This window comes from Proteiniclasticum sp. C24MP (assembly GCF_043951855.1).
In the GTDB taxonomy this organism is placed as follows: domain Bacteria; phylum Bacillota; class Clostridia; order Clostridiales; family Clostridiaceae; genus Proteiniclasticum.
The window spans coordinates 1-26958 of sequence record NZ_JBINJW010000023.1; the positions used below are offsets into that span (position 1 = coordinate 1).

The window sequence follows — 26958 nt, forward strand, 5'->3', positions numbered from 1 at the left end:
TCTTTGGTTTTTCTTCTATATGGAAAAAACGGCCTATGGTATGATATAGGTAAAAAGAAGCGAGAGGGAATATAATGGAATTCTCAAATGAAGAGCTTAAAAAGCTGCTCAAATATATCAGAAATGCGAAAGACCAGGCCCAGGAACTTCATGAGGCCATGATCGACATCGAAACCTATGGTGAGGTGGATCATGACGGCATGCCTGTGGTGAACTCACTGGAGCTGAAAGAGGATATAACGGATATGGAGAATCTCATCAGAAAGATAGAGAGGCATCTTTCGGTGAAAGCGGACTGAACAGAGATATGAAAAAGGATTCGAAGGAATCCCTTTTCTGTTTCCCGGAAGATTTTCCTGGAACCATCCAATCTTATGATCTGTTTGTGAGTTTTTTGCACAGGAGTATATGAGGACCAATGGGAGGATAATCAAACACTTCTCCATGGGGGAGAAATCCAAGTCTTCTGTAATACTCCGTGACCGATGTTCTTCCTTTGCACCAAAGTATTTCAGTGCCTTTCGCTTCAAGGATTTCTTCAGCATAGCGCACAACCAGCTTTCCTGCACCCATTCTTCTATAGTCCGGAAGCGTCGCCATTGCACGCAGCCTATACTGCAGGGCTCCTTCTAACTCCTCATTATGTTCCGGGCAGAAGGAAGCGATACTGACTAGTTTACCGTCATGGAAGGCACCTACGTGAAAAGAACCCTCTGCATCATCCGTATCATAGACGCATGCTTCCACGGGCTGATAGGGACGAAGAACCTTCTGCCTGATTTGGAGTGTTGAGCGAGGACTGATTTCCCTGATAATAAACATAGTCGCCTCCAGTTCATCCATTTCCTTCTCCGGTGATTCATCCTGAAGCTGCGGAGAAGGGTGAATAAATGATTATTGAAGAAAGTATACCTGATTTCAGGGAGTAGAACAATGAGAACACTATTTTTCAGCGAAAAAGGAAAAGATCTATGGCAGAAGAGCTAGACTCTTCTGTTATAGATCTTTTTGACATGCTCTCTTTTATTGTACATGATGAAGATTACAGCCAGAAGATTCACGGCCATGAACATCATGATGATGTGTCTTTCGTGGTAGAGTTCTCCAAGGAATCCTGCCAGGAGCTGTCCCAGAATATTACCAGCTGAAACGATCATCTGGAAGGTCCCGTTGAATCTTCCTCTCTTCACATCAGGTACATAGGACTGGGTGGCAGAGATTCTGATGTTGAAGGATGTGACGCCCATGATTCCGATAATGAAGAAGCTCAGCATCATCAGAGGCACCGGGAAGTAGAGATTGAAGGCTTCCAGGAGGGCGATGGTGGTATAGACGATGATGGCGATGAGAAACTTCTTGTCCACGGGGTATTTGTACTTGTAATGAATAAATCCGCCTGTAAGTCTTCCCAGTACGCCGAAACTGCTGATGATGGTATAAAGCGTCACCACGTTGATTGGAATATTGGCGAAGAGTTCAGGGTTGTTTTTAAAGAAGGGCAGGTGGAGAATGTGGATTCCGCCCCCTGCAAACATGGTGATGAAGAAATAGGCGGTGATGACCTGAAGCCCTTTTTCCTCTTTCATGTACTGGAGACCTTCTTTGAAGTCCGCTTTATAGGAAACCATGGAGAAACCCTTATCTTCACTCTGGTTCTCCTGCATATGCATTTCGGTATATCCGATTCTGGTCTCAAAGAGAGCCGCTACGAAAAAAGTCACCGCATTGAATGCGAAGAGCGGTGCAGCAGATCCTGTAGTTGTATAGATGATTGAGGCCACCGGCACCATGAAGGCAGCCAGGGGATAGATCATGCTGGAAATGGAGTAAGCCTTGGAAAAGTTCCCTTTGGATACGAGATTCGGGTAGAAGCTTTCATAGGCTACACTGTATACACCATCGATGGTTCCGATGAGGAGCACGATTCCGAGAAACACCGGATAATTGAACCAGTCGGCTCGGAGAAGCAGAAACATCAGAAAGAAGACCGCCGAGGAGAAAAAATCCAGGGTGTAGATGACTTTCTTTCTGGAGAAGCGGTCCAGATACGGACCTGCAAAAAGGGGCGCTACGATCTTAGGCAGATTGTAGACCACCATGAAAAGTGAAAACAGCAGTGTCGACTGGGTATAATCCAGTACCAGAAGTCCGATGGCAAATCCTGCAACGGAATTTCCGAGCATGGAGATGATGGATCCTATGGTTATTATTTTAAAATCTCTTGTCCATAACTTATTCAATGTGTTTAACCGTTCCTTTTCCATATTCTGTGTCATATATAAGAAATATTGTAGCACAAGACGAACTTCATCACTCTAAAGTTAAATACAGGAAATGACATTTAGGAACAGATTCGTTTATCAGGGCAAAACAAAAACCAATGAAACCCGAGGATTTCATTGGTTATGGTGCAGTGAGAGGGATTCGAACCCCCGACCGATCGGTTCGTAGCCGATTACTCTATCCAGCTGAGCTACCACTGCTGAACTTAATCATATTACCACAATTAAGCCGGATTTTCAATTTTCTATCTGAAATAATCTTTGAGAATTTCAAGGACCGCATCGATTCTTTCACGAGTGATGTAGTAATGGGTCACAAAGCGGAACAGACCACCATCCTGACCATTGATGAGAATGTCTCTGTCCTTGAGATAAGAAACGAAATGCGCTTCATCGAAATTCTCTTTTTCGATCTGGAAGAAGATCATATTGATCTTGATGGCATCCTTATGGACCTTGATCCCTGGGATCTTATCCAGTTCTTCGCCGAAATACTTTGCGTTTTCGTGGTCCTCTTTCAGTCTTTTTCTCATTTCAAGCGCTTCCAGTCCTGCAGCTGCAAGAATGCCTGCCTGCCGCATGCCTCCGCCAAGAATCTTTCTGTTCTTTCTTGCCTCATGAATGAACTCTTCTGTGCCTGCCACAACGGATCCTACCGGTGCGCAGAGGCCTTTGGAGAGGCAGAGGGAGACAGTATCGGCATTCTCTGCGATGTCCTTTCCTTCCACACCTAGATAGGCAGCGGCGTTGAAGAGTCTTGCTCCATCCAGATGAACCGGTATGCCATACTTCTTTGCGATGGTATGAATTTCCTTCAGATTCTCCAAGGAGGCCACATTACCAGTGGAATGGGCAGTCTCCACACAGATGAGACCAGTATGCGGGAAATGGATGTCTTCCGCCTTGCGGATGATTCTTTCCACTTCCTTCGGATTCATTTCACCACTTCTGTCATCGATGGTTCTTGTCTGCACATTGGATATGAGGGCTACTGAGCCTGCTTCATGTTCGATGATATGGCATTTTTCACCCAGGATGATCTCCTGAGCTCTTCTGGTATGAGTGAGAACGGAAACCTGGTTTCCGAAAACACCAGAGGGTACAAACATGGCAGCTTCCTTTCCCAGGAGCTCTGCTGCTTTCTTCTCCAGTTTTATGACCGTTTCGTCATCCCCATAGACATCATCCCCTACAGGGGCGGTGGACATGAGCTGTCTCATTCTTTCGGTGGGATGGGTGACGGTGTCGCTTCTCAGATCAATATTTTTCATAACTTACTCTCCTATAATTCTATTTTGAAGGATTTTCAGGAAGAGATTGGCGATGGCAACTTTCGGGGCTGCCAGTTCCAATGCCTTGAATGCCTTTGAATCCAGTTCTTTGAAAATGATGCTTTCCTTCAGCGGGAGTCTGGTGCTGCCTTTGACGATCTCATTGACCGCCATGAAGATCTCATCAAGAAGTTCTCCCTGATGTGCATAGATCTTCGTATTGTCGATTTTCAGAATTTCAGCTGTGATTTCAAGTCCAGATAAGGTGAGGGAATAATCTTCCCTGAGCTTGTTTTCATAGTGCCCCAGAGTCTTGTTGAGAAAGACCGGGCTCACCTCTCTTCTCAACTCTTTGATCTCTTCTGCGCTCAGCGAGTTCAGGAGCGTGAAATCATCCAGGGTTCTGAAGTAGTAGTGGTACCCGTGTGCTTTTCCGAAGGTCTTCAGGGTATCCAGATAACCGTATGTCATGTTTTTCCTGATGGTTTCAGGATCTGGGAACAGAACGGAACCCAGAGGCTTTTCAGACTTGATCTCCACCAGGTTGTAAGGCCCCTGTAGACTTTTCCAGTCACCGAAGGTGTGCAGGTTCACGGCAATGATGTTCTGGTATCCTTTCTCGTACAGAGGGAGTACTGGAATATTATTGTAGACGGCTCCATCGATATAAGCTTCCCCTTCTATGGTGAGTCTTTCGAAGGAAGGATGGTTGGCGCTGGCGCCCACATATTCCACAAGCTTTCCTTCGGGAATATCCTCCTTGAACAGCACCACTGGTTCGCGGGTGCTGAGATTATAGGTGACGATTCCGAAATCGATGGGATTCTTCCGGATCACTTCCTCCTTAATGTGTTTGTTCAGGAGGTCCATGAGGATGTCAAAATCAAACCCTCTGTTCTTAATGATATCAGGAATGCTGATATCTTTAAACTTGATCAGAGAATCTCTGTTTAAGGATTTCCAGATTTCCTCCATGAGCTCCATATCACCCATGAGAAAGGAAGCCCCATTGATGGCTCCGATGGATGTGCCTGTAATGGCGCCGATTTCAATATTCATTTCCTTCAGCGCCTTCAGAACCCCGATCTCATAGGATCCTCGGGAGCCTCCTCCGCCTAATGCAAGGCCATACATGAAATCATCTCCTCTCTTTACTGTATGCTAAGCTTACAGCAGAACTCTTTCCAGATTCTTTCTTTTGCGTAAACTGTTTATTAATTTGCAGCTCTTCCAATGGATTCGCCGAAGAGCACTCTGGTCTCGATACCATCTAGAGAGCGCAGAAGAAGATCCTCATCCATCCTGACCCGGTCTTTTTCTGCGAAAAGAATCAGGGTGGACCCTCCGAACCGGAAATATCCCTTTTCGCTTCCGCGCGTTACAGGTGAGCAGTCCTTGTGGGTCTGGACGATGGTGCCGACATTGGTGGCGCCTACTTCCACAAAAAGAAGGGGTCCGAAGTTCTTACTGTCGAATTTCGTCACCGCTCTTTTATTTTCCACATAAAGCCTTGGAATGGACTGGAGTGCCACCGGATTCACGGAGTAGTAGAGACCGTCCATGGTATGGGTGGGATGGGGAACGCCGTCATCAGGAAAATGAAATCTGTGATAATCCAGAGGATTGAGCCTGAAAATCATGACTGTGCCTCCCTCATATTTTTCCGCCAGGGACTCATCCTGAATCAGATCCTTCAGCGCATAGGTGAGACCCTTCACCTGAATCACTTCCTCCACATGGATGTCATCAAAAGCCAGAAGCCTTGCATCACAGGGACTGATAAGAGTCTCTGGGGTCGTATCAAAAGGCCTTGCTTCGGGCTTCAGCTTTCTTGTGAAAAACTCATTGAAGGTGGTGAAATCCTCTTCGGACTTCATGGATTCCTCCATGTTCAGGTTGTGGTCTGTAATGAAACCTCTGATCAGGCGCCTGGACCATTTTGTGTCCATGAGTCTGCCGTAGAGGTCAGAGAAGATCTTTCTCTTCACGAAATAAAGAAAAGGCTTCCCATAGGATTTTTCATAGAGGAGCTTCAGAAGACTTCCTCCCACCACCTGTTCCTCCTTCATTCGTTTCTCTTTTCTGTCGTATACTTCAATCATTTCGTCGTAGCTCCTTAAAAAAATTCCTGAGCAGGGTTTCAGAGTCCGGATCATACAGCCAGAAAGCTTCCACATGATGATCTCTGGGGGGAAGGTCATTGATGGACAGTGCACTTCCGAAAGCACCCTCACGGGGCTCTATGGCGCCGATGTAGATTTTGCCGATTCTTGATTTGCGGATCAGTGCGGAACACATGAGACAGGGTTCCAGTGTCACATAGAGTGTACATCCGGTGAGTCTCCAGGTGCCGAGTTTTTCCGCGGCCTCTCTGATGGCAAGGACTTCCGCATGTCCCGAAGGATCGCTGCTGCCTTCCATGTGATTTCTTCCTCTGCCGATGATCTCGCCGTCTTTCACCACGACACAGCCTACAGGCACTTCATTTTCGTCATAGGCCTTTCTCGCCTCCAGCAGGGCTTCCTTATAATAATCCATCATTTTCTCTGTCGCTCTTCCTTCCCTAAGCCGCGTCATGCTGCTTCAGTTTTTCCATTAGAATCATTGTAATGGAAGTTGGGGTTTTCCGCCACTAAAAGAAAAAGAAACCAGGAACCACATATGCTGTGATGCCTGGTTTGATTCTTTCATACAGATCAGGGCCGGACTCTTCTTGCCACATCGATGAATCTGAATTTATCCGGACAGTGCCTGGACTGCGTGAACTGAAAAAGTTTTCCGGTTTCCAGATACACCAGCGAGTTCACCACGGCCACAACGTCATAGTCCTGGAGATCAAGATTCTTCCGGTCCTCTTCGGTGGCTTTTTCTATGATGATTTCCTTGTGCGCATGTCCGATGGTAATGCCCAGTTCATTCTCGAAATATTCGTAGATGGATCCTTTGCAGACTTCCTCTGTAAGCTCACCCACCACATCTTTGTAGAAGTAGTCCTTATCAAGGATCACTCTTCTTCCATCGATGACTCTCACACGGATGAGTTCCCAGATGTCCTTCAGTTCATTCTGTTCCACCGCATGCACGGGGAAAGCCGATTCCTTCAGGAGATGGAGCCGAACCACTTCTGTGTAATGGCTCTTCATGTTGGTGCGCTTCGCCATTTCCTTGAAACTGATGAGTCCTGCCACAGGAAAATCGAATCGGTTCATTTCAAGAACAAAGGACCCTTTTCCTTTGATTTTTCTGATATAGCTGTTGGCCGCAAGAAGGCCAAGGGATTTTCTTACTGTATCTCTGGAAAGATCATAGGTTTCCATCAGTTCTTTCTCCGATGGAAGTCTTTCTCCCGGTTTCAGGATACCTTCTTCTATATCTTTCTGTATTTTGTTATATAAAGCTGAATACTTTGCCATTCACATCACCCAATCCATAATACCATGACTATTTATGAGGCTCAATGCTTAATACCATGGTTTCATAAGGTCTTACTGAAATTTTCCCTTTCTCCCAGCTGAGTGCTTCGTAATTTCCAAGAAGGACCTTATAGTTTTCCAGGCTGAATTCAGGCAGGTCATACTGTCCAGGTTCGAAATACACCTGTTCACCATAGAAATTACTGATGACAAGAACACTTTTCTTTCCCAGGGTTCTCAGATAGGAAAAGAGCGTTTCATGATTCTTGTCGATGATCCTGTAGGATCCTTTCTGAATCACCGGATTTTCTTTTCTCAGCTGTATGAGTTTCTGATAGTACGCAAAGATGGAGTTTTCATCATGGAGGTCCTCTTTTGCGCTGACACCCTTCGTTTTACTGAAGGGAATCCATGGAGTGCCTGTGGTGAAGCCATGTCCCTCTTCTCCATTCCAGAGGATCGGTGTTCTGCCGTTGTCTCTGGATTTGGCCTGAAGGATTCTGATGATCTTCTCTTCAGGAAGACCTTTCTCTTTGAGTATATTGTAGTAGTTGGTGCTCTCCACATCCCGGTATTCGTCAATGGAGGTGAAGTAGGCATTGGTCATGCCGAATTCTTCTCCCTGATAGATATAGGGAATGCCTTTGAGCATATGGAGGGTGGTGGCCAGCATTTTTGCGGATTCTTTGGGGTAGTTCCTGTCGTCCCCGAATCTTGATAGGGCTCTTGGCTGATCATGGTTACTGAGAAACAGCGCCATATTGCCTCCATGCTCATCCATGCCGGACTGCCAGTGATCAAAGATATTCTTGAGCTCCTGAAAGTCGAAATCCATAAGAGACCACTTGTCTCCTTTGTCGTAGTCCACTTTCAGATGATGGAAATTAAAGACCATGCTGAGCTCATCCTCTTCTGGATGGGAATACCTTACGCAGTTCTTAAGGGTGGTGGAGGACATTTCACCGACGGTGATGGTATCCTCCACTCTGCCGAAGGTTTCTCTGTTGAGTTCCTTGAGATACTGATGGATTTTCGGTCCATCGGTATAGAATCTTCTTCCGTCTCCCAGGTCATCGTCCAGAAATTCATCGGGTTTTGAAATGAGATTGACCACATCGAAGCGGAATCCGCTGACGCCTTTTTCCAGCCAGTAGTTGACGATCTTGTAGAGTTCTTTTCTTACCGCCTCATTTTCCCAGTTGAGATCCGCCTGAGTCTTATCAAACAGATGAAGATAGTATTCATCGAATTCAGGAACATATTCCCAGGCATTTCCGCCGAATTTTGATATCCAGTTGGTAGGGGGGCCTCCGGCCTTTCCTTTTCTGAAAATGTAGTAATCCTTATATATAGGATCTCCCTTCAATGCTTTCTGGAACCATTCATGATGGGTGGAGGTATGATTGAACACCATGTCCAGCATGATGCCCAGGCCTCTCTTCTTCGCCTCGGATATCAGATGTTCTAAATCCTCCAGGGTTCCGAAGGATGGGTCCACCTTATAATAGTCGGCCACATCATAACCGTTGTCGTTCATCGGCGATACAAATACAGGAGTAAGCCAGAGATAATCCACACCCAGTTTCTCTAAATAATCCAGTCTGCTTGTGATTCCGGGTATGTCCCCAAGGCCGTCCCCGTTGGAATCCATGAAGGACTTCACATAGATCTGATAGATGACACTGTCGTTAAAATTCTTCAAGTCCTGATCACTCCTTTCCTTCATTTTTTTCATGTGTTCAGTTTTTAGAAGTACTTCAGTTTAAAGTCCATTCCTTTTCCTTTGAGAATACCCTTCTTGTCGAAGAAGATGGTGAGAACAAAGGGAACTACAATGGCGATGATCATACAGAGTATGAAGACCAGTATGTATTTCGGCTGAATGGACAGGAATCCTGGAAGTCCACCGACACCGATGGAGTTTGCCATGACACCTGAGCTTACGGAAACGATGGCTGCAATGGCAGAACCGATCATGGCTGCCAGGAACGGATAGATGTATTTGATGTTGATACCGAACATGGCAGGTTCTGTGACACCCATGTAGCAGGAGATGGCTGCAGGTATGGAAATCTGCTGCTCTTCCTTGTCTCCGCGATGGAGATATACTATGGCAAGCACCGCTGAACCCTGGGCAATGTTCGATAGAGCGATCATAGGCCAGAGGTTGGTTCCACCGAATTCATTCATGAGCTGAAGGTCAATGGCATTGGTCATATGGTGAAGACCGGTGATGACCAGCGGCGCATAGAGGAATCCGAATACACTTGCGAAGAGCCATCCGAATGCGGAAGTGAGTCCGCCATATACCACTGAGGAGATGGCATCGCCGATGACCCATCCGATGGGGCCCAGGACGATATGAGCAAGAAGCACAGTGGGTACCAGGGCAAAGAAAGGCACAAGAATCATGGACAGATACTCCGGCACGATCTTCTTGAAGAATTTCTCAAGATAGACCAGCGCGAATCCTGCCAGCATGGCCGGGATGACCTGAGCCTGATATCCGATCATATCCACTTTCGCAAATCCGAAATCCCAGAATGGAACTTCTGCTCCGCCTGCAACGCCATAGGCGTTCAGAAGCTGAGGAGATACCAGTGTAATACCCAGAACAATACCAAGAATCTGTGTGGTTCCGAACTTTCTGGCCACAGACCAGGTGATTCCTACAGGCAGGAAGTGGAAGATCGCTTCACCGATGATCCACAGGAAATGATTGACACCAGCCCAGAACTGATACTGGGAGACGATGGTGTCCACACCGCCGTTTAAAATCGGTACTGCTTCAAGAAAATTTCTAAAACCTAAGATAAGACCTCCGACAACCAGTGCGGGAATAAGGGGTGCAAAGATTTCTGCAAGATTTGCCAGCAGCCTCTGTGCCCAGTTCATGTTCGATTTTGCAGACTGCTTCACAACATCTTTGGACACGCCTTCAATACCGGAAACGGAAGCGAATTCATTGTAGAACTCGGCCACATCATTGCCGACGATGACCTGGAACTGACCTGCCTGGGTGAAGCTTCCCTTCACGCTTTTCAGGGCTTCGATTTTCGGAATGTCGGCTTTTTTCGGATCCACCAGAACAAAGCGCATTCTTGTGACACAGTGGGTGACGGCGGAAATGTTCTCTTTACCACCAACGAGTTCGAGCATCTTTTGTGCATCTTCAGTGTACTTTCCCATTTTAATCCTCCTTATTTTTCGACATCTACACACAAGTCGGTGTAACTTGTACGTATAAGTCATATCACTAAAAATATAACCTGTACGTATAGGTTTGTCAATACGTTTACAAAGGAATAATCAGATAATTTATAAAACGTTTACAACATGAATAACCATTCAGCTTCAAAGAAAAAAGGAATCCCTGAGGATTCCTTACTGTGCTTGTGCCGGGGTGGTTTTCATGATCATCTTGATTTTCTTGATACGGTTTTTGTCCACTTCTTCCACGATGAATTTGATTCCATCTGTTTCGATGACTTCACCGTTTTCAGGAAAGGTGCCCAGGATGCCGATGAGATATCCACCGATAGAGTCGAACTCTTCTGATTCGATGTCCGTTCCGATGTTTTCATTCAGATCATCCAGACGATAGGAGCCTGAAACCATATATTCATTTTTGCGAATGGTCTCTATATCGGTCTCGCGGTCTTCATCGAACTCGTCATCGATTTCACCGACGATTTCCTCCAGAAGATCCTCTATGGTCGCAATACCAACTGTACCGCCGTATTCATCCAGTATGACGGACAAGTGAGTTCTTGTTCTCTTGAGTTCCTTGAACAGTTCAGGGATTCTCTTGAATTCATAGGCGTAGTAGGGTTCTCTGATATATTTCTTCAGATCAAAGTTTTCCTTGTCTTCTTCCTCGATGAAAAGGAGATCCTTCACGTTGAGCACGCCGATGATGTCATCAATGTCTTCTTTATAGACAGGGAATCTGGAAAACTGTTCCTGGGTGATGATTTCTTTCACTTCATTATAATCCGCGGCCACATCGATGGCGCAGATATCGACTCTTTGAACCATAACGTCCTTCACCTGAAGATCGCCGAAATCGAAGATGTTGAATACCATCTCTTTTTCTTCCTCTTCAAACACACCCTCTTCACTTCCCACATCCATCATGGTTTTCAGCTCAGCCTCTGTGACCAGAGGATGCCCCTGATTGATGTTTCCGCCAAAAAGCTTGATGATGGCTGAGGCGATGCTGTAGAAAATGATGACAAGTGGTGTCAGAAGGACCATGAGAATGCCCACTGGTCTTGAATAGGCCATGGAGACTTTCTCGGCGTATTGTGTAGCAAATGATTTCGGAGTGATTTCACCGAAAATAATAATCACAATTGTCAAAATGGAAGTGGCAATTGCAGTGGCTCCCATGCCGAATCTGTTGATTGCTACAAGGGTAGCCAGAGCGGATGCGAAGATATTGACGATGTTGTTTCCGATAAGTAATGTGCTGATCAGTTTTGACGGATTGTCAATCAGTCGTAAAGTTCTCTTTGCCCTGTGATTTCCTTCTTCTGCAAAATGTCTGAGCTTCAGCTTGTTCACCGCTGTGAAGGCTGTTTCTGCTGAAGAAAAAAATCCGGAAAGTAAAACCAGTATAATCAGTAAAAAAATCTGCCACGAACTCGGGTCCAAAATAAATCAACTCCTATAATTCTGTATTTTTCATGTTCTTAATAATAAGTAATTATAGCAAATAAACAAGTAAAGATAAAATAATTTCAGAAATTTGGGAATTAATACGGCAATAATGATAAAATATGTGAAAAGAGCAAAGGTGGTATGACTTTTGATATACATTATCATAGGACCTTCCGGGTCCGGAAAGACACTGGTGGGAGAATATCTGAAGGAAAAAGGAATAAGGGAGCTGATTTCTCATACCACTAGAGAACCAAGACCAGGAGAAGTGAATGGAGAAGCCTACCATTTTGTGGATGAACCTGCCTTCCACAAGATCCTTAAGGTGGAGGAGAATTTCTATGCCGGAAACTTCTATGGAGTATCACTGGAAGAGGTCCAAAAGAAGTCAAGAGAGGGAGATGTCTTTGCCGTCACCGATATCAATGGTGCAAAGGCATTCAAAGAAAAATACGAAGATTCAGTGAGAATCATTTATGTGGAAAGTTCTCCGCGAAAACTGAGAGAGCGAATGAAAAGAAGAGGTGACAGCAGGCAGTCCATCCGAAGAAGAATCGACACCTACAGAAAAAACAAGGAAGCCGGTCAGCGTTTCTATGCGGATGTTATTTTGGATAATAATTATTCTAAAAAAACCCTCTTCAAGATGGTGGACCATGCACTGAAGTCCATGCACGGAAAATAGAGCAGAAGGAAGAGAACGCTCCGAATGATCGAAGGCGGATAAGCATTTGCTGACCCCAAGAAACATCAGAATCTGACAATATTTATCTCATGTTCGAGAAAAGTTTAACCTCTGTTTACAATATGCCTGAAATATTCTGCTACCATGTAAGTAGATTGGAGGCGAAGAAGTGATGGGGTGTTTGAAAAAATCAGTATTATTGATGATGGCGATGAGTGTAAGCCTGTCACAGACAGTGTTTGCCAGTGAAGAAGTATCGAAATCATCCATGGGTAGTGCATCTGATGTCTATTTTCAGGCATTCTGCGCTGCGATGGCCACATTACTGGTGGTATTTGTTTTATGGGCTATTATTTTCAGACCAAAATTTAAGAGTTCTACAGAATAGTTTTAAACGTGAGTTAATAATCTTCCGATAGAATAAAGCCTGAGCAGTCAGGTTTTTCTTTTTTGCACATGTTTTTCGCATGATGATGATATTCTAGTAAAAAACCGGGAAAGAACTGCTATAATAAGGTGAATATATACCAACGGGTGAATGTAATTGGAAGATAGATTAAGATTTCATGGAAATGAAAGAGTTAAAAGAGTACAGGAGATCAGACGCAGGAATCGTCGCAAAAGAAGAATATGGCTTGGCCTGATCATCACGATTCTTATTGTTCTTACAGTAAGTCTTTTAGACCGAAATGGTCTATTTGAGATGTTCTTCAGCAAGAGCGTAAGCTATGACGGAAATACGGAATATACGGAAATGGTGTCTGCGGATGGGACAGCTTCAAGAGAAGATCTTGTGGCCTTATCTCAGATTCTCATCAACCATCCTTTTGCGTTAGGGCAGGAGGAGCTGACTATGGGCAGACCTGACGGACCCATAGGATCCGGAGCGTTTGTGGACTGGGTGTTCTATAACCTCACAGGGAAAGCGCTCAGCGAAAAAAGCAGCGAAACAGGTCCTCTTTCCACCAGACTCTGGGATCAGTCCACATCGGTCATGGAGTCGGAGCTTCAGGTGGGAGACATCGGATTCTCCATGGTGCCTGAAGGCAGCAAAGTGAACCATGTGGGCATCTACATCGGTGAGATAGGCGAAGAAAAAGCCTTCATCCATGCCGGTGGGGTACAATACAAGGCCGAAGGTCTGGAAGAGGGCAGAGTGGTTGTTTCTCTTAATAATACATTGAAGAGAAACAATCTGGATATGTACGGCAACAAGTTTTCCCCCTCTGCGCCATCGACGCAGTTTGTCTATTACAGAAGACCCAACATAGAATTTGTGAAGTAAAAGGAAGGTGTTTAATTTGTATAAGAAGCGTGATATGATCACAAAAATCGTGGCAATCGTAATTTTACTCGGTCTGGTAGGTTCCGTATTTGCAGCGGCGCTGATCTAGAAAAGAGATGCTGAAACAGAGAAGCAGGAAAAGAGTGTGAGCTCTTTTCCTGCTTCTTTTCAGGTGGTTCATTTTCTGTACTTTTCGTCACTGGGGAAAGAGAGACCCACCTGTCTTCTGGCTTCATCCATGACCTTGTGGACGGATTCTGCCAGATGCCTGTGATTGATGGAGGAAAAGGATCGGTTTTCCCGGATGGTCTTCACGAATTCAAGAGCTTCGTAGACCATATCTTCTTCCTCTGTTTCCGGCACCAGAACCTCTTTGCTGCCATCTCTGAGCATCAGGGTGAGTTCTCTTGGACTGCCGATTCTGTCAATGAGGATGCTCCCCTTCTCTCCCTGAATTTCAGAAGGCAGATGGGAATCGCTGATCTTCGAATATAGGAGAGCGGCCTCCATGTCCCTGTATTTGAGGAGCATGGAGCCGGATCCGTCCACCCCGCCATCTTCAAGAATCGTTGCCTGCGCCTTTATGATCTCAGGCTCTCCAAAGAGGTCCACGAGGGGATAGAGGCAGTAGATTCCGATGTCCATCAGAGCACCATTGGAGAACTTCTTCTGGAAGGTGTTGACCGGTTCACCGGATTTATGCCTGTCGTATCTTGAGGAATATTGACAGTAGATACCGACGTATTTTCTGATTCTGCCGATTCTGTGGAGATTTTCCTTGAGAAGCAGATATGCGGGCATGGTGAGAGACTTCATGGCCTCCATGAACACGAGGCCTTTTTCCTGTGCCAGGTTCATGACTTCCATCAGTTCCATGGCATTGGAAGCCGCGGCCTTTTCCACCAGCACATGCTTTCCGTGCTGAAGAAAGAGCTTTGCCTGGGAAGCATGCATGGCGTTAGGGCTGGCGATATAGACTGCATCTATGAGGCTGGACTTTGACAGCTTCTCCAGGTCTGTGAAGCTGAGCACATCTTCTCCGTACTGCAGGGCAAGCTTTCTTCCTTTTTCTTCTGTCCTGGAATAGACTGCTGCGAGCTTCATCTCACCGCTCTTGGCAGCTCCATTTATGAATGAGTCTGTTATGAATCCAGTGCCGATGGTTGCATATCGGATCATATAGCTATCATCTCCTTGATGTTTGGTTATCCTATAACACGTTCTGCGTTTCTTTTATTATACATGAGACGGAGAGGAAATACCTAGCGTGATTCTTCTATCAGGGATGGTGGCAGTTCCTGCGGTATGTGTTCTTATGTGAATCCGAGTTGAAACTTCTTCCTAGGGCAATTCAACCGGATGCCTTCAGGGGTGCATGGTTTGTTGTTTTTTCACAGCACGGTCACAAAGGGTTCAGAGTTCTGTGATAGACTTATATAGTAAAGGAAGGTGACCGATTTGGAAAATAATGTGAAGATAAATTATACAGTGGATCTACCCATGAATGAAACGTTCAAGGAGAAATTCGAACGCTATCTGGTAGAATCCGGAAACAGGGAAGAGGGGTATAAGACCTATCTTATTGAACGGTTCCTCAAGGAGTCCGTAAAGGATCTGATGGATGAAATGAGAAAGGATTATATGACCTTTGATGGAAAGTTTGAACTGGAAACAAGAAATGAAAGAATCACAGGCGTATTCAAGTCACCGGTAGAGGTGAAAGAATCGGTGGAAGAACCGCTGAGAAGAAAACTGTTTGACCGGTTCAAGGAAATCACTGGCGGGGAAGATCTGAGAGTAGATGTCAATCTGAACTGCATGATATAAGAGAAGAAGAGCTGCAGATCCATGCAATGTGATCCTGCAGCTCTTCTTTGCGTGTGCTATATGGCATCGTTTATCAGTTTCTTCAGTGAAAGAAGAAAGGCTTCATCATCTTCAGGGGTTCTCTTTCTGATCTTCGTGTAGATCCGGCTGTTTTTTCTCATTTTCTGATTGATATGTCTGCGATCAAGAAGGGTCATGATGTTTCCGTTGTGGATGAGGAGCCCATTCTGATTGAGAATATATGCCCCTTTGGAAAGAGCCATGGCTGCGAGACCATAATCCTGCGTGATCAGGATGTCTTCTCTGGTGATCTTGTTGGCGATGTAGTAATCCGCAGCATCGCTTGATATATCCACCGTCACGATTTCCGCATAGTCATCTTCAATGACATGGGCGTAGTTCTTCACGATGGTTACAGGAATTCCGTTTTTTCTGGCATGTGAAACAGTGAGCTTCACCACAGGACAGCCGTCCGCATCAATAAAAATTCGCATGTTCTGCTCCTTCGGTTGTTTTTCTCAATTATACAGGAAAAGGCAGAGGGAGGATAGGGCATAAAGGGCAAAGAACAGCACCAGAAAAGCGTTTGAAGCTTTCTGGTGCTGTCTCACTGCATAAAAGAATCAACTGCTGTGATTTTCGAAGTAGCGGAACAGTGCGCTGTGATCGTCATTGCCCATACCGTCTTCACTCAGCTCCCGGTACATGCCGAGGATCTCTTCTGTCAGTGGCATGGGAATATGAAGCTTTGTTCCTGTGATCAGGGCATTTCTCAGATCCTTGATATGAAGATCGATTTTGAACCCCGGGTTGTAATCCTCATGGAGGATTCTCGGAGATTTACTCTCCAGAACAGCAGAACCTGCAGAGCCACCTCTAATGGCATCCAGAACTTTTGTCAGATCCGTTCCGGATTTTCTGCATAGAAGCAGGGCTTCGGAGAGTATCGCGATATTTCCTGCAACAATCATGTTGTTTGTGAGTTTGCAGGTGTTTCCGCTGCCGAGAGGTCCGACCAGCACATAGGATTTGCCCATGGCTTCAAAAAGAGGAACTGCTCTTCTGAAGTCTTCCTCTTCCCCACCTGCCATGATGGCCAGGGTTCCTGCTATGGCACCCTGGTCTCCTCCGGATACCGGTGCATCCAGCATATGGATGCCCTTCTCCCTTAGTTTTTCTCCCACTTCAACAGAGACTTCAGGCAGGATGGAGCTCATATCGATGTAGAGCAGACCTTCTCCTGCCGAGTCATATACACCGTTTTCTCCGATCATGACTTTCTTCACATCCGGAGAATCGGGCAGCATGGTGATCAGGGCATCCACCCCTACTGCAGCATCTCCGTGACTTGCAGCTGCCTGTGCACCTAAAGAAACCAGCTCTTCAACAACCTCTTTGGAACGATTGTAGACCTTCAGTTCATGACCCGCTTTCATAAGATTCAGTGCCATGGGTTTGCCCATGATGCCTAGACCGATGAATCCGACTTTCATATCTTATCTCACACCTTTCTCAGAATTTATATATGAATATTATACCATGAATTTTCGAGGGGATGGTTTTCCGCATGAAAACCGTGCTGGAGCAGAAATCATTTTGTCACTTTGGTGTAACAGGAATGTAACCACCTGAAATAGCGCTCTCTATATAATTCAAGCTAGGTCATCAGTAAAAAGATTATACATTTTGGAGGATAACATGAAGAAGAAACTACTGGGAATACTATTATCAGCAGTGATGGTGGTGAGTCTTGCCGCATGCGGCGAACAGAGCACACCGGAAGAGGGTGGACAGGAAGTCAATGTACCAGTGAAGGAGATCGGTGACAAGATTCTGGAGGAGCTTGAATGGGGTTCCATGATTCCGCTGGATGATGAGACGCTGCTTCAGTTCTACGAACTGGACGCTTCCCTTCTCGAGGAATACGATGCAAATATGCCTATGATGAATGTGACCACACAGGAATACTCCGTATTCAAAGTGAAGGATGTCAAGGATGTGGAAACAGTGGAAGCCGCCATTGTGAAACGTGCGGAAGCGGTACAGAAGAGTTTTGAACAGTATCTGCCGGATCAGTATGAAAATGCGAAAAACTACTATACGGAAACCAATGGAAAATATCTGGTTTTCGTCATTCATGAGAATGTGGAGAAGGCCGAAGAAATCTTCAAAGGATATTTCAAATAACACTCACCTGAAAAGCTTATATGTAGGTATAGGCTTTTTCTCATGATTTTAAGTACAAGGAGTCCGTTATGGTTTTTTCAAGTGCCGCTTTTATGTTCTATTTTCTCCCGCTGACCATCCTGCTATATCATATGGTGCCAGACCGCATGAAGAATGCGGTCTTACTTGCTGTGAGTCTGTTCTTCTACGGCTTCGGTGAGCCTGTGTATATACTCATCATGCTTCTGTCCATTTTCATTGATTATTTCAACGGAATTTTCATTGAAAAGTTCAGACACCGGAAGAATCTTTCGAAAGTGTTTCTCATTCTTTCCATTACAGCAAATCTGGGCCTTCTTGGATTCTTCAAGTATGCTGATTTTTTCATCGGAAACACCAATCTGTTTTTCGGAACGGATAGGGAGCTCCTTTCCGTGGCGCTGCCCATCGGAATCTCCTTCTTCACGTTCCAGACCATGTCCTACAGCATCGATGTATACAGGGGAGAGGTGAAAGCCCAGAAGAATCTCATCACCTTCGGAACCTATGTCTCCATGTTTCCTCAGCTCATCGCAGGACCCATTGTCATCTATAAGGATGTGGAGAAGCAGCTGGAAAAGAGGCAAACGGATCTTTCCCATCTGACTGAGGGAATGCACAGATTCATTCTGGGGCTGGGAAAAAAAGTGCTTCTTGCCAACAGCATCGGCGCACTGTGGGAGCAGGTGAAGATGATTCCTGTGGAGGAGCTCACAGTAGTCACGGCCTGGATCGGTGCAGCCGCCTTTTCTCTTCAGATCTATTTTGATTTCAGCGGATATTCGGATATGGCCATCGGTCTTGGAAAACTCTTCGGATTCGACTTTCTTGAAAACTTCAATTATCCTTTCATATCCAGGAGCGTCACTGAATTCTGGAGAAGGTGGCATATGAGTCTGTCAAAATGGTTCAGAAACTACCTCTACTTTCCTCTGGGCGGAAACCGAAAAGGAAGATGGATCACACTGAGAAATATTGCTGTGGTATGGATGCTTACGGGCTTCTGGCATGGAGCGTCCTGGAATTATGTGTTTTGGGGCATGTATTTTGCGGTGGTGCTGATCCTGGAGAAGACCCTTCTCAGGAAGTTTCTTGAAAAGTCGGGAAAACTCTTTTCCAGAGTCTACACGCTTCCGGTGCTTCTCGTAAGCTTTGTGATCTTTGCACTGGAAGATCTTTCTCACCTGTCAGGCTATCTGAAGGTCATGGCAGGAAAGGGTGCACTTATGGATGAATTTTCTTTATATCTCATGGACCGATACGCCCTGCTTTTCCTGCTGCTTCTCCTTTTTTCCACACCGTGGCCTTACCGAAGATATCTTCAGTTTCTGGACAGAAGAGGGCGGTCTCAGACAGTGGTATCAGCCATGGTGCTGCTTGGGATATTCCTTCTATCTGCAGCCTATATTGTGGATGGTGCATACAATCCGTTTCTGTACTTCAGATTTTAGGAGGGAAGGGAAATGAAACAGAAAAAAGAGAAAAGACTGCTTCTTCTGGTACTTGGGATCCTTCTGATTCCGCTCATCACCAACATCCTTCTTCCGTCCAGACGGTTTTCGGACCTGGAAAACAGAGTGCTCACAGAGGAGATCAGATGGGATGAAGACCTGATGAAGTCGGGTGTTCTGGCAGAAAGGGTGGAATCCTATGTGCAGGATCAGTTTCCTCTGAGAGACCTTCTGATCAATCTGAAATCGGATGTGGAAGTTCTTCTGGGAAAAGAAGAGAACAATGGAGTCTATAAAGGACAGGACGGTTACCTGTTCAGAAAGCCCGGGGTTTATGAGGAGAAGATCCTATCGGATAACCTGAAAGCCATGGACATCTTAGCCGGAAAATGGAATAGCAGGCTTACGCTGATCCTTGCACCACCTTCCTCCATGGTTCTGGAGGAGAAACTGCCCTCCTTCGTAAATTCTGCTATGGAGAAGGCGTATTATGAGCAGATTCTGAAGGAAGCTGCAGATAGTCAGGTAGTGCCTGTTCTTGAAAAGCTTCAGGAAAAGGACCATGAAGAAATCTACTTCAGAACGGATCATCACTGGACACAGTATGGAGCTTATCTTGCCTATGAGGAGCTTATGCACACACTTTCACTGGAACCTGTGGATAACAGTTCCCTGACTGTGCACAAAACTTCCGGGTTTCAGGGGACCCTTTACTCCAGATTCAGAGGAACCTTCACGAAGGGAGAAGACTTTGTGCTCTATGAATTCCCGGAAAAGGAGTACACCGTGGAGTACGCTGGCGAAGACCGTCTGGAAGAGCGGATTCTTTTCAAGGAGAACCTGGATGAAAGAGACAAATACAAAGTGTATCTGGATGGGAACCATCCGCTGATAAAGATCAGAAACAATCAGGCAGAGCGAGAGGAGAAGGTGCTTGTGCTGAAGGACTCCTACGCCAACGCCATGATTCCGTATCTGGCAGAAAGCTTCAGTGAAGTGCATTATATGGATCTGAGATACTATAATGCGAGTCTTTCAGCGTATATCGAAAAGGAAGGGTTTAGTAGAGTACTCCTCGTTTACGGGATGGACACCATAGGAGAAGACCCGAATTTAAGAAAACTGGCATTCTAGGATCAGAGGAGAAACTGTCAAAATACTTCCGAATCATGGTAAAATGAAATAAAAAATGCATTGTGATACTTTGTGTGCAAAGGAGTGCTACCATGGATTCAATCATTCGTCCGGTGAAAAGAAGTCTGATCTATGCAGCTTTCGTGATACTGATTCTCTTTCTTCTTTTTGCAGTGAACCAGACAGCGCAGATTTATGAGCTTACCTACAATATAAATCCTTATTTCGGCTACTTCACACTGGTTCTTCTCATTGTTCTTCTAGGCCTGGTGCTCATCATTCCACTGGTGGGACTTCTGAGTCTTCGCAGAAAACCGGAAGTGCCGAAATCCATAGAGGATCCTCTCTATCCTGAATATCTGGATACACTAAAGAAAAGGATGAGCGGGAATCCCTACCTGAAAGCCAAAGGTTTTGTCTTTGCGGAAGAAAAAGATCTCAGACAAGAAGTGGACAGAGCCATTACAATCCTCGATGGGGAGGCAGGGAGGATTGTGAAAAACGGTGCCTCTTCGGTATTTCTGACCACCGCCATCTCACAGAACGGCGCGCTGGACAGTCTTTTCGTCCTCACAAGCCTTGGAAAGATGATCTGGGAAGTGGCGCATATCTACAATCAGCGACCAGGTCTTCGTGAAATCGTCTATCTGTACGGAAACGTCTTCGGAACCGTCCTTATGGCACGAAGCGTGGAGGATCTTGACCTCATGGATGATCAGCTGGAACCGGTCATCGCATCGATTCTTGGAGGAAGTCTGGGAAGCCTCATTCCAGGAACCGTCTATGTGACGAACATACTGATCAATTCCATCACAGAAGGGTCTGTGAATGCACTGCTCTGTCTGAGGGTTGGGGCCATGGCGAAGAGATACAGTGGAAGCGTGGTGGAGGTGGACAAGAAAGTGATCAGAAGATCCTCTTCCATAGAAGCCATAAGTCTTCTGGGAGGAATCATCAAGGATAACACTTCTCTTGTGGTCCAGTCTTTCGGAAAAGCGGCTAAGGGAGCTACCAGAAAGATTTTCCGGCGTAAACAGGGTGTGGAACAGGAAGAATGATCGGGAGAGAGAAATTCTATCTAAACAGAGAAATTTCACAATATCATAGAGAAGCACAGAATGGCCATGAAATCCCCGCTGCAGGGAGCGGAGGATTCTTTGTCACCACTCTGTGTTTTATTTTTTTCTCAGGGTGATAGAATGATTGAACAGTACTAGTACCGGCAGAAAAAATAAGGAGGAGTTCATCATGAAAGCTGCAGATTTTCTTTGCAGAATGCTTGTCTCATTATTCTTATTGCTGCTATCAGGTACATTTTTGAGTCATCATGCGGATCATATCAGTCTATTTTCTGCGAAACAGAATCAGGTTGCGGTAGAAGCTTCGGAAACCATGATCACCACGGCAAATCTGAATATGAGAACAGGTCCTGGAACTGGATATTCAGTGATTACTGTGATACCCAAAGGTGCAAAGGTCATCGTAAACGGCTATTCAGGAGATTGGGCCAAGGTCACTTATAGTGGTAAAAACGGATATGCCCACAGCAGTTATCTGAAAATCGAAACCGGCGTTGTAAGATATACCACAACGAATCTCAACATGAGAACAGGTCCGGGAACATCCTATGCGGTGATTCTGGTCATTCCCAAAGGAGCAGAGGTAACCGTTATAGATACAAGCAGCATATGGTATAAGGTGAGTTATGGAGGAAAAACAGGCTATGCCAGCTCCAGTTATCTCAGCACATCTGCTCCAGCTGAGCTTCCTGTGCGCTATACCACAGCTGACCTTAATCTGAGAACAGGACCTGGTACCGGGTATTCCATTATTCTGACCATGCCTAGGGGGTCAAAGGTATCCATTCTGGATACGAAATATGCCTGGCCAAGGGTAAGATATGGAACCAGGGAAGGATACGCCAGCCCCTTATACTTATCCAGTACACCACCATCCACGTTACCGGAAACATCTCCATCAGGTGCGCCGGCGGTAGTCATCAATAAAGGAAATGTAAGCTCTTCTGTGAAAAGAATTGCACTGACCTTTGATGATTATGGAACTGCAGCCCAGATTCGATCGATTCTGGCTTCTCTGAAAAGCTATGGCGCAAAAGGAACTTTCTTTCCCAATGGCGATTTTGTGAAGAACAACCCTATCCTGATCCGAGAAATCGCAGCGGGCGGACATTCCGTAGAAAGTCATACCTATGCGCACAAAGATCTGACCAGGTTAAGTGATGCGGAAATAAGAGATCAGATCCGACTGGCGAAAAATGCCATCTACAGTGCCATAGGAAAATATCCGTTGCTTGTGAGACCACCTTACGGTGCTTATGATACAAGAACGAGAACCATTGCCGGTCAGGAAGGCGTGAAGTATTTTGTGCTATGGTCAGTGGACACCAGTGACTGGGCGACTGTGAGAGATGGCGTGACGATCACCACAGATTATGTCATAAACACTGCAGTGAACAATGCATCGCAGAACGGAATCATCCTGATGCACATGCATTCCGACAAGACTGTTTCGGGTCTGCCCACCATATTGAAGCGATTAAGAGATGCAGGATACCAGTTTGTGACGGTTAATGAAATGGTCAACTGATGAAAGGGGTTCTGAGATCCTCATTTCACAGAAAGAGAAGCAGATAAAAGAGGTATCAGCAGAGATGTCTGGAACATCCCACGCTGATACCTCTTTCAGCATCGATCTAGTTGAATACCTGAAAATCCACATCCAGTAGGGGATAGGTCCTGCTTTTGTCGTCAAAGTGCCACCACTCACTGGATAGGCCCGTGAAGCCGGACTCTTCCATGATTCTGGTAAGATAGAGCATGTTTTCTCTGGCAGTCGCACTGCTGCCCTGATAGTTTCTGGAGGCTTTCTCGGAAAAATCATCGTAGGCTGTGGGCATTTCCAGTTCATTTCCCTGGAGATCTTCCAGCGTGATGTCAACGGAGGCGCCTCTGTTGTGAATAGATCCTTTGGCAGGATCTGCCACATACCTCGGGTCTGGAACCAGTTCCCAGAAAATCTCCTGGACCGATTTAGGTCGGTATCCGTCCCAGATTCTGATCCGATAGCCGTCTTTTTCAAACCTCTCATTGGCTCTTTTAAGTTTTAAAGCTGTATCAAGGGTCAATAGCGCAGGTGCGTCAGCGGGATAGACGCGCTGACCTGTGAAATTGTCTTCAGTGGCGTATCTCAGATCGATGGAAAGTGAACCATCAATATCCAGGACCCTCACAAGACCTTGATAGACAAAGAGTTCTGATTTCTCTCTGGATTTATGCAGCTCTTCTATAAGTCTCAGATTCTCCTCTTCCATTTTCAGTTTTTCCGAATCTCTTTCTTCAAGTGTTTCACTCATTTCATCCAAGCGGATTTGCAGCTGATCATTATCCGTGACCAGCCTTTCGTTTTCTGAAGTAAGCACGTCCACTTCTTCGCGCAGCTGCCCAATAGATTCATGAAGAAGCTCCAGTTCACTCTCTGCGGTGGAAGATTCACGGTTTTCTTTCAGAAGTACTGCAGTCACTGCGAAAAGAAGAATCAGAAGAACCACAATGAGGATATTTAGAGATCTACTGGCAAGAGTATGTTTTTTCATCAGGAATCGCCTCCTTCCTTATTCTCTATAAATTATAACGCAGCACTACCATGTTATATCAAGCCGGACTACTGAATAAATATATTATTTTTTTCTGAACACTATTGCTATATGATGCTGTTATTTGGTATAATCTCTAATTGTTGTAATATATTTTACTTGGAAGGTGAAAACACCTATACATTTTTAGATGTTCTATTAACATTTAAAGATATCTATAGTATAATAGTAACTGACAGAGTGATTTGATTAAACATATAGTAACAAATAGAAACTATAAAAAGGAGACAAAACGATGATGAACAAAAACGAAAAGACAAAAATATTATTCACCATGCCTGTAGAACTGAAGGAAGAGCTTTCAAAGGAAGCAGAAGCGGATTTCAGATCTCTGAACAACTATATTCTATGGGTACTGCTGAATAGAAACGAGAAGAAGTAGATTCTTCGAAACAGATAAGAATGGATTGAGCAAGAAATATATGCTCGATCCTTTTTATTTACGGTAAAAGAAAGATTTCAGGATTCCTGGGAATCTCCTTAATTTTGCTTTAATATTAGGACTGATTTAAGATTTTAGCTTATACTTAAGAGAGTGAAAGTGTCTGGAGGCTGTATTACATATGAAAATCAACTGGAATTCTAAATATAACACCATCGCTGTATATTCATTTATCGTTCTGTCCTCAGTGATTCTGTTTTTCATTATCCTGTCCGGGCTGAATGGGTTCACCAAGGCGGTAGGGAATTATATATCCGTGCTCTATCCCTTCCTGTATGGATTTGTCATTGCATACATCCTCAATTTTTTCATGATTTTTGTGGAAAAGCAGATGAACAGGACACGAATGAAGGATGAGAAGTATGCGAAGCTGAGAAAAGTACTTGCGCTGACCGTCTCCTACATCCTAGCTGTTGCATTCATCGGACTGTTTTTTGCTGTGATCCTGCCTCAGCTGGTTCTAAGCATCACGGGTCTTGTGATGGAGCTGCCAAGATACATAAGTGAAATCAGTGAATACATCAACGAGTTCACTGAAGCCTATACTTTCGATCCTAGAGTCGTGGATTTCATCAACACAAGATGGAATGAGCTGGGAGAAACCATCAATAATCTGGCAGTGGGTCTGCTGCCTGCAACCATTGGTTTCATCCGGAATACGGCCACATCCATCTGGAATGTCTTTCTGGGCATCATCATTTCTCTATATATGCTTTCAGACAAGAAGAAGTTCATTTCCACTGGAAAGAAAGTGATCTATGGACTGCTGAATCCTGCTCGCGCAGCGAGAATTCTGGAACTGTTTGGAAGAACCCAGAGAATCTTCAGTCAGTTTCTGGTAGGGAAAGTGCTGGATTCCATCATCGTCGGGATCATCGCATTTCTGGCGCTGAGTCTTTTCGGCATGCCCTACGTTCCGCTGATCAGTTTCATCATTACGGTGACGAACATCATTCCTTTCTTCGGACCTTTTATCGGCGCCATCCCATCGGTCATCATCATATTCTTTGTTTCTCCTGTTCAAGCCCTCTGGTTCCTTGTTTTCATCCTGCTGCTTCAGCAGCTGGACGGAAACTATATCGGACCGAAGATTCTTGGAGAATCCATGGGGATTTCCTCCTTCTGGATCCTGTTCTCCATTCTCGTGGCAGGCAAGATCATGGGTGTGGCAGGACTGATTGTAGGTGTGCCTTTATTTGTGCTGATCTATTCCGTGATAAAGGAAATCATCGAATCCAGACTGAAACAGAAAGGACTCCCGGAGGAGACGAAAGCCTATGAGAAAGAAGGCTATGTGGAGCCTGCAGAAAGACAGGAAAACTGATGTATAGAGAAAAAGATCACTTCAGATTTTTCCTGAAGTGATCTTTTTCCTTTCAAGACCTGGTCCGGAGGATTCCCGGATGATCATTTTCTTTCCATAAGTTTCACGATGCCAGAGACAGGCCATCTATAGAGCATATATCTGGTAAGCTGTTCCAGAAGAAATGCATGACGTTTGTCGATGAATGCCATGCAGGATTTCCATGTCCATGAAGGAACCTGTGTACCAATCACATATATTGATCATCATTTCTTCATATGGAAATGTAAAAAGAATAGTATTCTCAGTCAATGTCCATGAGTCCCAGAGTGAATAAATGTTGACAAGAAGCCTCTGTAATTATAGAATCAGAAATGCTATAGCTATCCAGGGAGGAATACGCATGAAAAGCTACATGGTCAAGAAAACGTTTAATAATAATGCAGTTCTTGTGTCGTCAGACCAGATCGAGTATATCCTCATCGGAAAAGGCATCGGATTCAACAAGAAAAAGGGGTCCATCATCTTCGAGTCCAATCTCATTGAAAATGTATTTATCCATGTGGATGAGAGCAACAGGGGACAGTATGAGCATCTGCTGGAAAATGTGGATGAAGAGATTTTCAGAGTGGCGGAAGAGATCATTCAGATGGCAGAGAAGGAACTTGGAGAGAAGCTTCATACAGATATTCATTTCGGACTCATCGACCATATCAATTTTTCCCTGAACAGAATCAGAGAGGGCATGGAAATCGTAAATCCATTTCTTCTGGAAACCCGTATGCTGTATAAAAGAGAATACGCCATTGCTGAAAAAGCAGTGGAGATTCTGAAGGACCGCATGGATATTGAAGTTCCTGAAAGCGAAATCGGGTTCATCACTTTTCATATCCATGGCGGAAGAATGGGCGGCAGAAAAGGAGATTCCCTTCAGTATGTCAAAGCCATAAACAAGGTGATTCCCTATATTGAAGACAAGCTTGGGCTTACTCTTGAGGAGAATTCCTTCGACAGTGTAAGGCTTGTGTCTCATCTGAGAGGGCTCATTGAAAGGTGCACGAGAGAAGAGACCATCGAGAATCTTCTGCTGGAGAGGATGAAGAAAGATTTTCCTTTCGAATATAAAATTTCTGAAAATATAGCCTTGATTTTGAATAAGAATATTGGTATAGTAGTTCCAGAAAATGAAATCGGGTACATAGCCCTGCATCTTTACAAATTAAATCACACAAAACTTCATTAACGTGTAACTGATTCGATCAGGCATGAGTTTATACTGAAGGACAAGTTCCATCCGATATGGGAGGGAGGTCTTTTCTTTGAGT

General features: G+C 45.0%; 27 protein-coding genes and 1 tRNA gene. 13 read left to right on the top strand and 15 right to left on the bottom strand.

The genetic code is table 11. The features are described from left to right. Positions 1–74 precede the first annotated feature (74 nt). Positions 75–299 (top strand): hypothetical protein, encoded by a 225-nt coding sequence (locus tag ACHAL6_RS12565; RefSeq protein ID WP_395271022.1) that lies wholly within the window; start codon positions 75–77, stop codon positions 297–299. A 73-nt stretch (positions 300–372) separates the two neighbouring features. On the opposite strand, the gene ACHAL6_RS12570 is transcribed toward ACHAL6_RS12565, so the two are convergent. The 11 genes from ACHAL6_RS12570 to ACHAL6_RS12620 form a co-directional block, all read right to left on the bottom strand. Next, complete coding sequence (locus tag ACHAL6_RS12570) at positions 373–822, bottom strand: GNAT family N-acetyltransferase (RefSeq protein WP_395271023.1); 450 nt, start codon at positions 820–822, stop codon at positions 373–375. 161 nt (positions 823–983) lie between these two features. Further along, positions 984–2240: an MFS transporter gene (locus tag ACHAL6_RS12575; protein WP_395271024.1), complete on the bottom strand. Its 1257-nt coding sequence runs from the start codon at positions 2238–2240 to the stop codon at positions 984–986. Positions 2241–2406: 166 nt separating this feature from the next. After that, positions 2407–2483 (bottom strand) — tRNA-Arg (locus ACHAL6_RS12580). Between the two features lie 44 nt (positions 2484–2527). Continuing rightward, on the bottom strand, positions 2528–3553 hold the full coding sequence (gene ltaE, locus ACHAL6_RS12585) for a low-specificity L-threonine aldolase (RefSeq protein ID WP_395271025.1): 1026 nt from the start codon (positions 3551–3553) through the stop codon (positions 2528–2530). A gap of 3 nt (positions 3554–3556) precedes the next feature. Further along, positions 3557–4687 (bottom strand): patatin-like phospholipase family protein, encoded by a 1131-nt coding sequence (locus tag ACHAL6_RS12590; RefSeq protein ID WP_395271026.1) that lies wholly within the window; start codon positions 4685–4687, stop codon positions 3557–3559. An 80-nt stretch (positions 4688–4767) separates the two neighbouring features. Continuing rightward, positions 4768–5655 (bottom strand): phosphatidylserine decarboxylase, encoded by an 888-nt coding sequence (locus tag ACHAL6_RS12595; RefSeq protein ID WP_395271027.1) that lies wholly within the window; start codon positions 5653–5655, stop codon positions 4768–4770. Next, a complete protein-coding gene (locus ACHAL6_RS12600; protein WP_395271028.1) occupies positions 5648–6094 on the bottom strand; it encodes a nucleoside deaminase in 447 nt (148 codons plus the stop codon). The genes ACHAL6_RS12595 and ACHAL6_RS12600 overlap by 8 nt, the downstream gene beginning before the upstream one ends. A gap of 155 nt (positions 6095–6249) precedes the next feature. Continuing rightward, positions 6250–6966, bottom strand: a complete 717-nt coding sequence (gene treR, locus ACHAL6_RS12605; protein WP_395271029.1) for a trehalose operon repressor — start codon at positions 6964–6966, stop codon at positions 6250–6252. A 28-nt stretch (positions 6967–6994) separates the two neighbouring features. After that, positions 6995–8668: an alpha,alpha-phosphotrehalase gene (gene treC, locus ACHAL6_RS12610; protein ID WP_395271030.1), complete on the bottom strand. Its 1674-nt coding sequence runs from the start codon at positions 8666–8668 to the stop codon at positions 6995–6997. Positions 8669–8712: 44 nt separating this feature from the next. Next, positions 8713–10155 carry a PTS system trehalose-specific EIIBC component gene (gene treP / locus ACHAL6_RS12615; protein ID WP_395271031.1) on the bottom strand — a complete coding sequence of 481 codons (1443 nt, stop codon included), beginning with the start codon at positions 10153–10155 and terminating at the stop codon, positions 8713–8715. Positions 10156–10350: 195 nt separating this feature from the next. Continuing rightward, the gene (locus ACHAL6_RS12620; RefSeq protein WP_395271032.1) at positions 10351–11622 is read right to left on the bottom strand and encodes an HlyC/CorC family transporter; all 1272 of its coding nucleotides are present in this window, start codon (positions 11620–11622) and stop codon (positions 10351–10353) included. Between the two features lie 154 nt (positions 11623–11776). On the opposite strand from ACHAL6_RS12620, the gene ACHAL6_RS12625 reads away from it, so the two are divergent. From ACHAL6_RS12625 to ACHAL6_RS12635, 3 genes are all read left to right on the top strand, one after another. After that, the gene (locus tag ACHAL6_RS12625; RefSeq protein ID WP_395271033.1) at positions 11777–12313 is read left to right on the top strand and encodes a guanylate kinase; all 537 of its coding nucleotides are present in this window, start codon (positions 11777–11779) and stop codon (positions 12311–12313) included. A 172-nt stretch (positions 12314–12485) separates the two neighbouring features. After that, the gene (locus ACHAL6_RS12630; protein WP_395271034.1) at positions 12486–12701 is read left to right on the top strand and encodes a hypothetical protein; all 216 of its coding nucleotides are present in this window, start codon (positions 12486–12488) and stop codon (positions 12699–12701) included. A 156-nt stretch (positions 12702–12857) separates the two neighbouring features. Further along, the gene (locus tag ACHAL6_RS12635) at positions 12858–13598 is read left to right on the top strand and encodes an NlpC/P60 family protein (protein WP_395271035.1); all 741 of its coding nucleotides are present in this window, start codon (positions 12858–12860) and stop codon (positions 13596–13598) included. Between the two features lie 177 nt (positions 13599–13775). On the opposite strand, the gene ACHAL6_RS12640 is transcribed toward ACHAL6_RS12635, so the two are convergent. Next, on the bottom strand, positions 13776–14777 hold the full coding sequence (locus ACHAL6_RS12640) for a Gfo/Idh/MocA family protein (protein WP_395271036.1): 1002 nt from the start codon (positions 14775–14777) through the stop codon (positions 13776–13778). Positions 14778–15056: 279 nt separating this feature from the next. Between ACHAL6_RS12640 and ACHAL6_RS12645 the strand changes: the two genes are divergently transcribed. Further along, positions 15057–15425 carry a hypothetical protein gene (locus ACHAL6_RS12645; protein WP_395271037.1) on the top strand — a complete coding sequence of 123 codons (369 nt, stop codon included), beginning with the start codon at positions 15057–15059 and terminating at the stop codon, positions 15423–15425. 56 nt (positions 15426–15481) lie between these two features. Here the strand turns inward: ACHAL6_RS12645 and ACHAL6_RS12650 are convergent, their stop codons facing one another. Next, on the bottom strand, positions 15482–15919 hold the full coding sequence (locus ACHAL6_RS12650; RefSeq protein WP_395271038.1) for a DUF188 domain-containing protein: 438 nt from the start codon (positions 15917–15919) through the stop codon (positions 15482–15484). Positions 15920–16048: 129 nt separating this feature from the next. After that, positions 16049–16918: a 2-hydroxy-3-oxopropionate reductase gene (locus ACHAL6_RS12655; RefSeq protein WP_395271039.1), complete on the bottom strand. Its 870-nt coding sequence runs from the start codon at positions 16916–16918 to the stop codon at positions 16049–16051. Between the two features lie 205 nt (positions 16919–17123). On the opposite strand from ACHAL6_RS12655, the gene ACHAL6_RS12660 reads away from it, so the two are divergent. The 5 genes from ACHAL6_RS12660 (at position 17124) to ACHAL6_RS12680 (ending at position 22822) form a co-directional block, all read left to right on the top strand. Beyond that, a complete protein-coding gene (locus ACHAL6_RS12660; RefSeq protein ID WP_395271040.1) occupies positions 17124–17612 on the top strand; it encodes a DUF4358 domain-containing protein in 489 nt (162 codons plus the stop codon). 68 nt (positions 17613–17680) lie between these two features. Next, positions 17681–19081 (top strand): MBOAT family O-acyltransferase, encoded by a 1401-nt coding sequence (locus tag ACHAL6_RS12665; RefSeq protein WP_395271041.1) that lies wholly within the window; start codon positions 17681–17683, stop codon positions 19079–19081. A 12-nt stretch (positions 19082–19093) separates the two neighbouring features. Next, complete coding sequence (locus ACHAL6_RS12670) at positions 19094–20215, top strand: DHHW family protein (protein WP_395271042.1); 1122 nt, start codon at positions 19094–19096, stop codon at positions 20213–20215. 92 nt (positions 20216–20307) lie between these two features. After that, positions 20308–21273 carry a DUF697 domain-containing protein gene (locus ACHAL6_RS12675; RefSeq protein ID WP_395271043.1) on the top strand — a complete coding sequence of 322 codons (966 nt, stop codon included), beginning with the start codon at positions 20308–20310 and terminating at the stop codon, positions 21271–21273. A gap of 190 nt (positions 21274–21463) precedes the next feature. After that, positions 21464–22822: an SH3 domain-containing protein gene (locus tag ACHAL6_RS12680; RefSeq protein ID WP_395271044.1), complete on the top strand. Its 1359-nt coding sequence runs from the start codon at positions 21464–21466 to the stop codon at positions 22820–22822. 106 nt (positions 22823–22928) lie between these two features. Here ACHAL6_RS12680 and ACHAL6_RS12685 read toward each other — a convergent pair whose 3' ends face one another. After that, positions 22929–23828, bottom strand: a complete 900-nt coding sequence (locus tag ACHAL6_RS12685) for a M15 family metallopeptidase (protein WP_395271045.1) — start codon at positions 23826–23828, stop codon at positions 22929–22931. Positions 23829–24123: 295 nt separating this feature from the next. Between ACHAL6_RS12685 and ACHAL6_RS12690 the strand changes: the two genes are divergently transcribed. The 3 genes from ACHAL6_RS12690 to ACHAL6_RS12700 all read left to right on the top strand — a co-directional run bounded on the left by ACHAL6_RS12690 (position 24124) and on the right by ACHAL6_RS12700 (position 26876). Continuing rightward, positions 24124–24270: a hypothetical protein gene (locus ACHAL6_RS12690; RefSeq protein ID WP_395271046.1), complete on the top strand. Its 147-nt coding sequence runs from the start codon at positions 24124–24126 to the stop codon at positions 24268–24270. Between the two features lie 181 nt (positions 24271–24451). Continuing rightward, positions 24452–25654, top strand: a complete 1203-nt coding sequence (locus ACHAL6_RS12695; protein WP_395271047.1) for an AI-2E family transporter — start codon at positions 24452–24454, stop codon at positions 25652–25654. A gap of 382 nt (positions 25655–26036) precedes the next feature. Continuing rightward, a complete protein-coding gene (locus ACHAL6_RS12700) occupies positions 26037–26876 on the top strand; it encodes a PRD domain-containing protein (protein WP_395271048.1) in 840 nt (279 codons plus the stop codon). The last annotated feature ends 82 nt before the right edge of the window (positions 26877–26958 follow it).

What these genes read in the sequence shown, in the direction of transcription:
- ACHAL6_RS12565 (WP_395271022.1), top strand. Translation starts at nt 75, where the DNA reads ATGGAATTCTCAAATGAAGAGCTTAAAAAGCTGCTCAAATATATCAGA.
- ACHAL6_RS12570 (WP_395271023.1), bottom strand. Translation starts at nt 822, where the DNA reads ATGTTTATTATCAGGGAAATCAGTCCTCGCTCAACACTCCAAATCAGG.
- ltaE (WP_395271025.1), bottom strand. Translation starts at nt 3,553, where the DNA reads ATGAAAAATATTGATCTGAGAAGCGACACCGTCACCCATCCCACCGAA.
- ACHAL6_RS12590 (WP_395271026.1), bottom strand. Translation starts at nt 4,687, where the DNA reads ATGTATGGCCTTGCATTAGGCGGAGGAGGCTCCCGAGGATCCTATGAG.
- ACHAL6_RS12595 (WP_395271027.1), bottom strand. Translation starts at nt 5,655, where the DNA reads ATGATTGAAGTATACGACAGAAAAGAGAAACGAATGAAGGAGGAACAG.
- ACHAL6_RS12600 (WP_395271028.1), bottom strand. Translation starts at nt 6,094, where the DNA reads ATGATGGATTATTATAAGGAAGCCCTGCTGGAGGCGAGAAAGGCCTAT.
- treR (WP_395271029.1), bottom strand. Translation starts at nt 6,966, where the DNA reads ATGGCAAAGTATTCAGCTTTATATAACAAAATACAGAAAGATATAGAA.
- treP (WP_395271031.1), bottom strand. Translation starts at nt 10,155, where the DNA reads ATGGGAAAGTACACTGAAGATGCACAAAAGATGCTCGAACTCGTTGGT.
- ACHAL6_RS12630 (WP_395271034.1), top strand. Translation starts at nt 12,486, where the DNA reads ATGGGGTGTTTGAAAAAATCAGTATTATTGATGATGGCGATGAGTGTA.
- ACHAL6_RS12640 (WP_395271036.1), bottom strand. Translation starts at nt 14,777, where the DNA reads ATGATCCGATATGCAACCATCGGCACTGGATTCATAACAGACTCATTC.
- ACHAL6_RS12650 (WP_395271038.1), bottom strand. Translation starts at nt 15,919, where the DNA reads ATGCGAATTTTTATTGATGCGGACGGCTGTCCTGTGGTGAAGCTCACT.
- ACHAL6_RS12655 (WP_395271039.1), bottom strand. Translation starts at nt 16,918, where the DNA reads ATGAAAGTCGGATTCATCGGTCTAGGCATCATGGGCAAACCCATGGCA.
- ACHAL6_RS12660 (WP_395271040.1), top strand. Translation starts at nt 17,124, where the DNA reads ATGAAGAAGAAACTACTGGGAATACTATTATCAGCAGTGATGGTGGTG.
- ACHAL6_RS12665 (WP_395271041.1), top strand. Translation starts at nt 17,681, where the DNA reads ATGGTTTTTTCAAGTGCCGCTTTTATGTTCTATTTTCTCCCGCTGACC.
- ACHAL6_RS12670 (WP_395271042.1), top strand. Translation starts at nt 19,094, where the DNA reads ATGAAACAGAAAAAAGAGAAAAGACTGCTTCTTCTGGTACTTGGGATC.
- ACHAL6_RS12675 (WP_395271043.1), top strand. Translation starts at nt 20,308, where the DNA reads ATGGATTCAATCATTCGTCCGGTGAAAAGAAGTCTGATCTATGCAGCT.
- ACHAL6_RS12680 (WP_395271044.1), top strand. Translation starts at nt 21,464, where the DNA reads ATGAAAGCTGCAGATTTTCTTTGCAGAATGCTTGTCTCATTATTCTTA.
- ACHAL6_RS12685 (WP_395271045.1), bottom strand. Translation starts at nt 23,828, where the DNA reads ATGAAAAAACATACTCTTGCCAGTAGATCTCTAAATATCCTCATTGTG.
- ACHAL6_RS12690 (WP_395271046.1), top strand. Translation starts at nt 24,124, where the DNA reads ATGATGAACAAAAACGAAAAGACAAAAATATTATTCACCATGCCTGTA.
- ACHAL6_RS12695 (WP_395271047.1), top strand. Translation starts at nt 24,452, where the DNA reads ATGAAAATCAACTGGAATTCTAAATATAACACCATCGCTGTATATTCA.
- ACHAL6_RS12700 (WP_395271048.1), top strand. Translation starts at nt 26,037, where the DNA reads ATGAAAAGCTACATGGTCAAGAAAACGTTTAATAATAATGCAGTTCTT.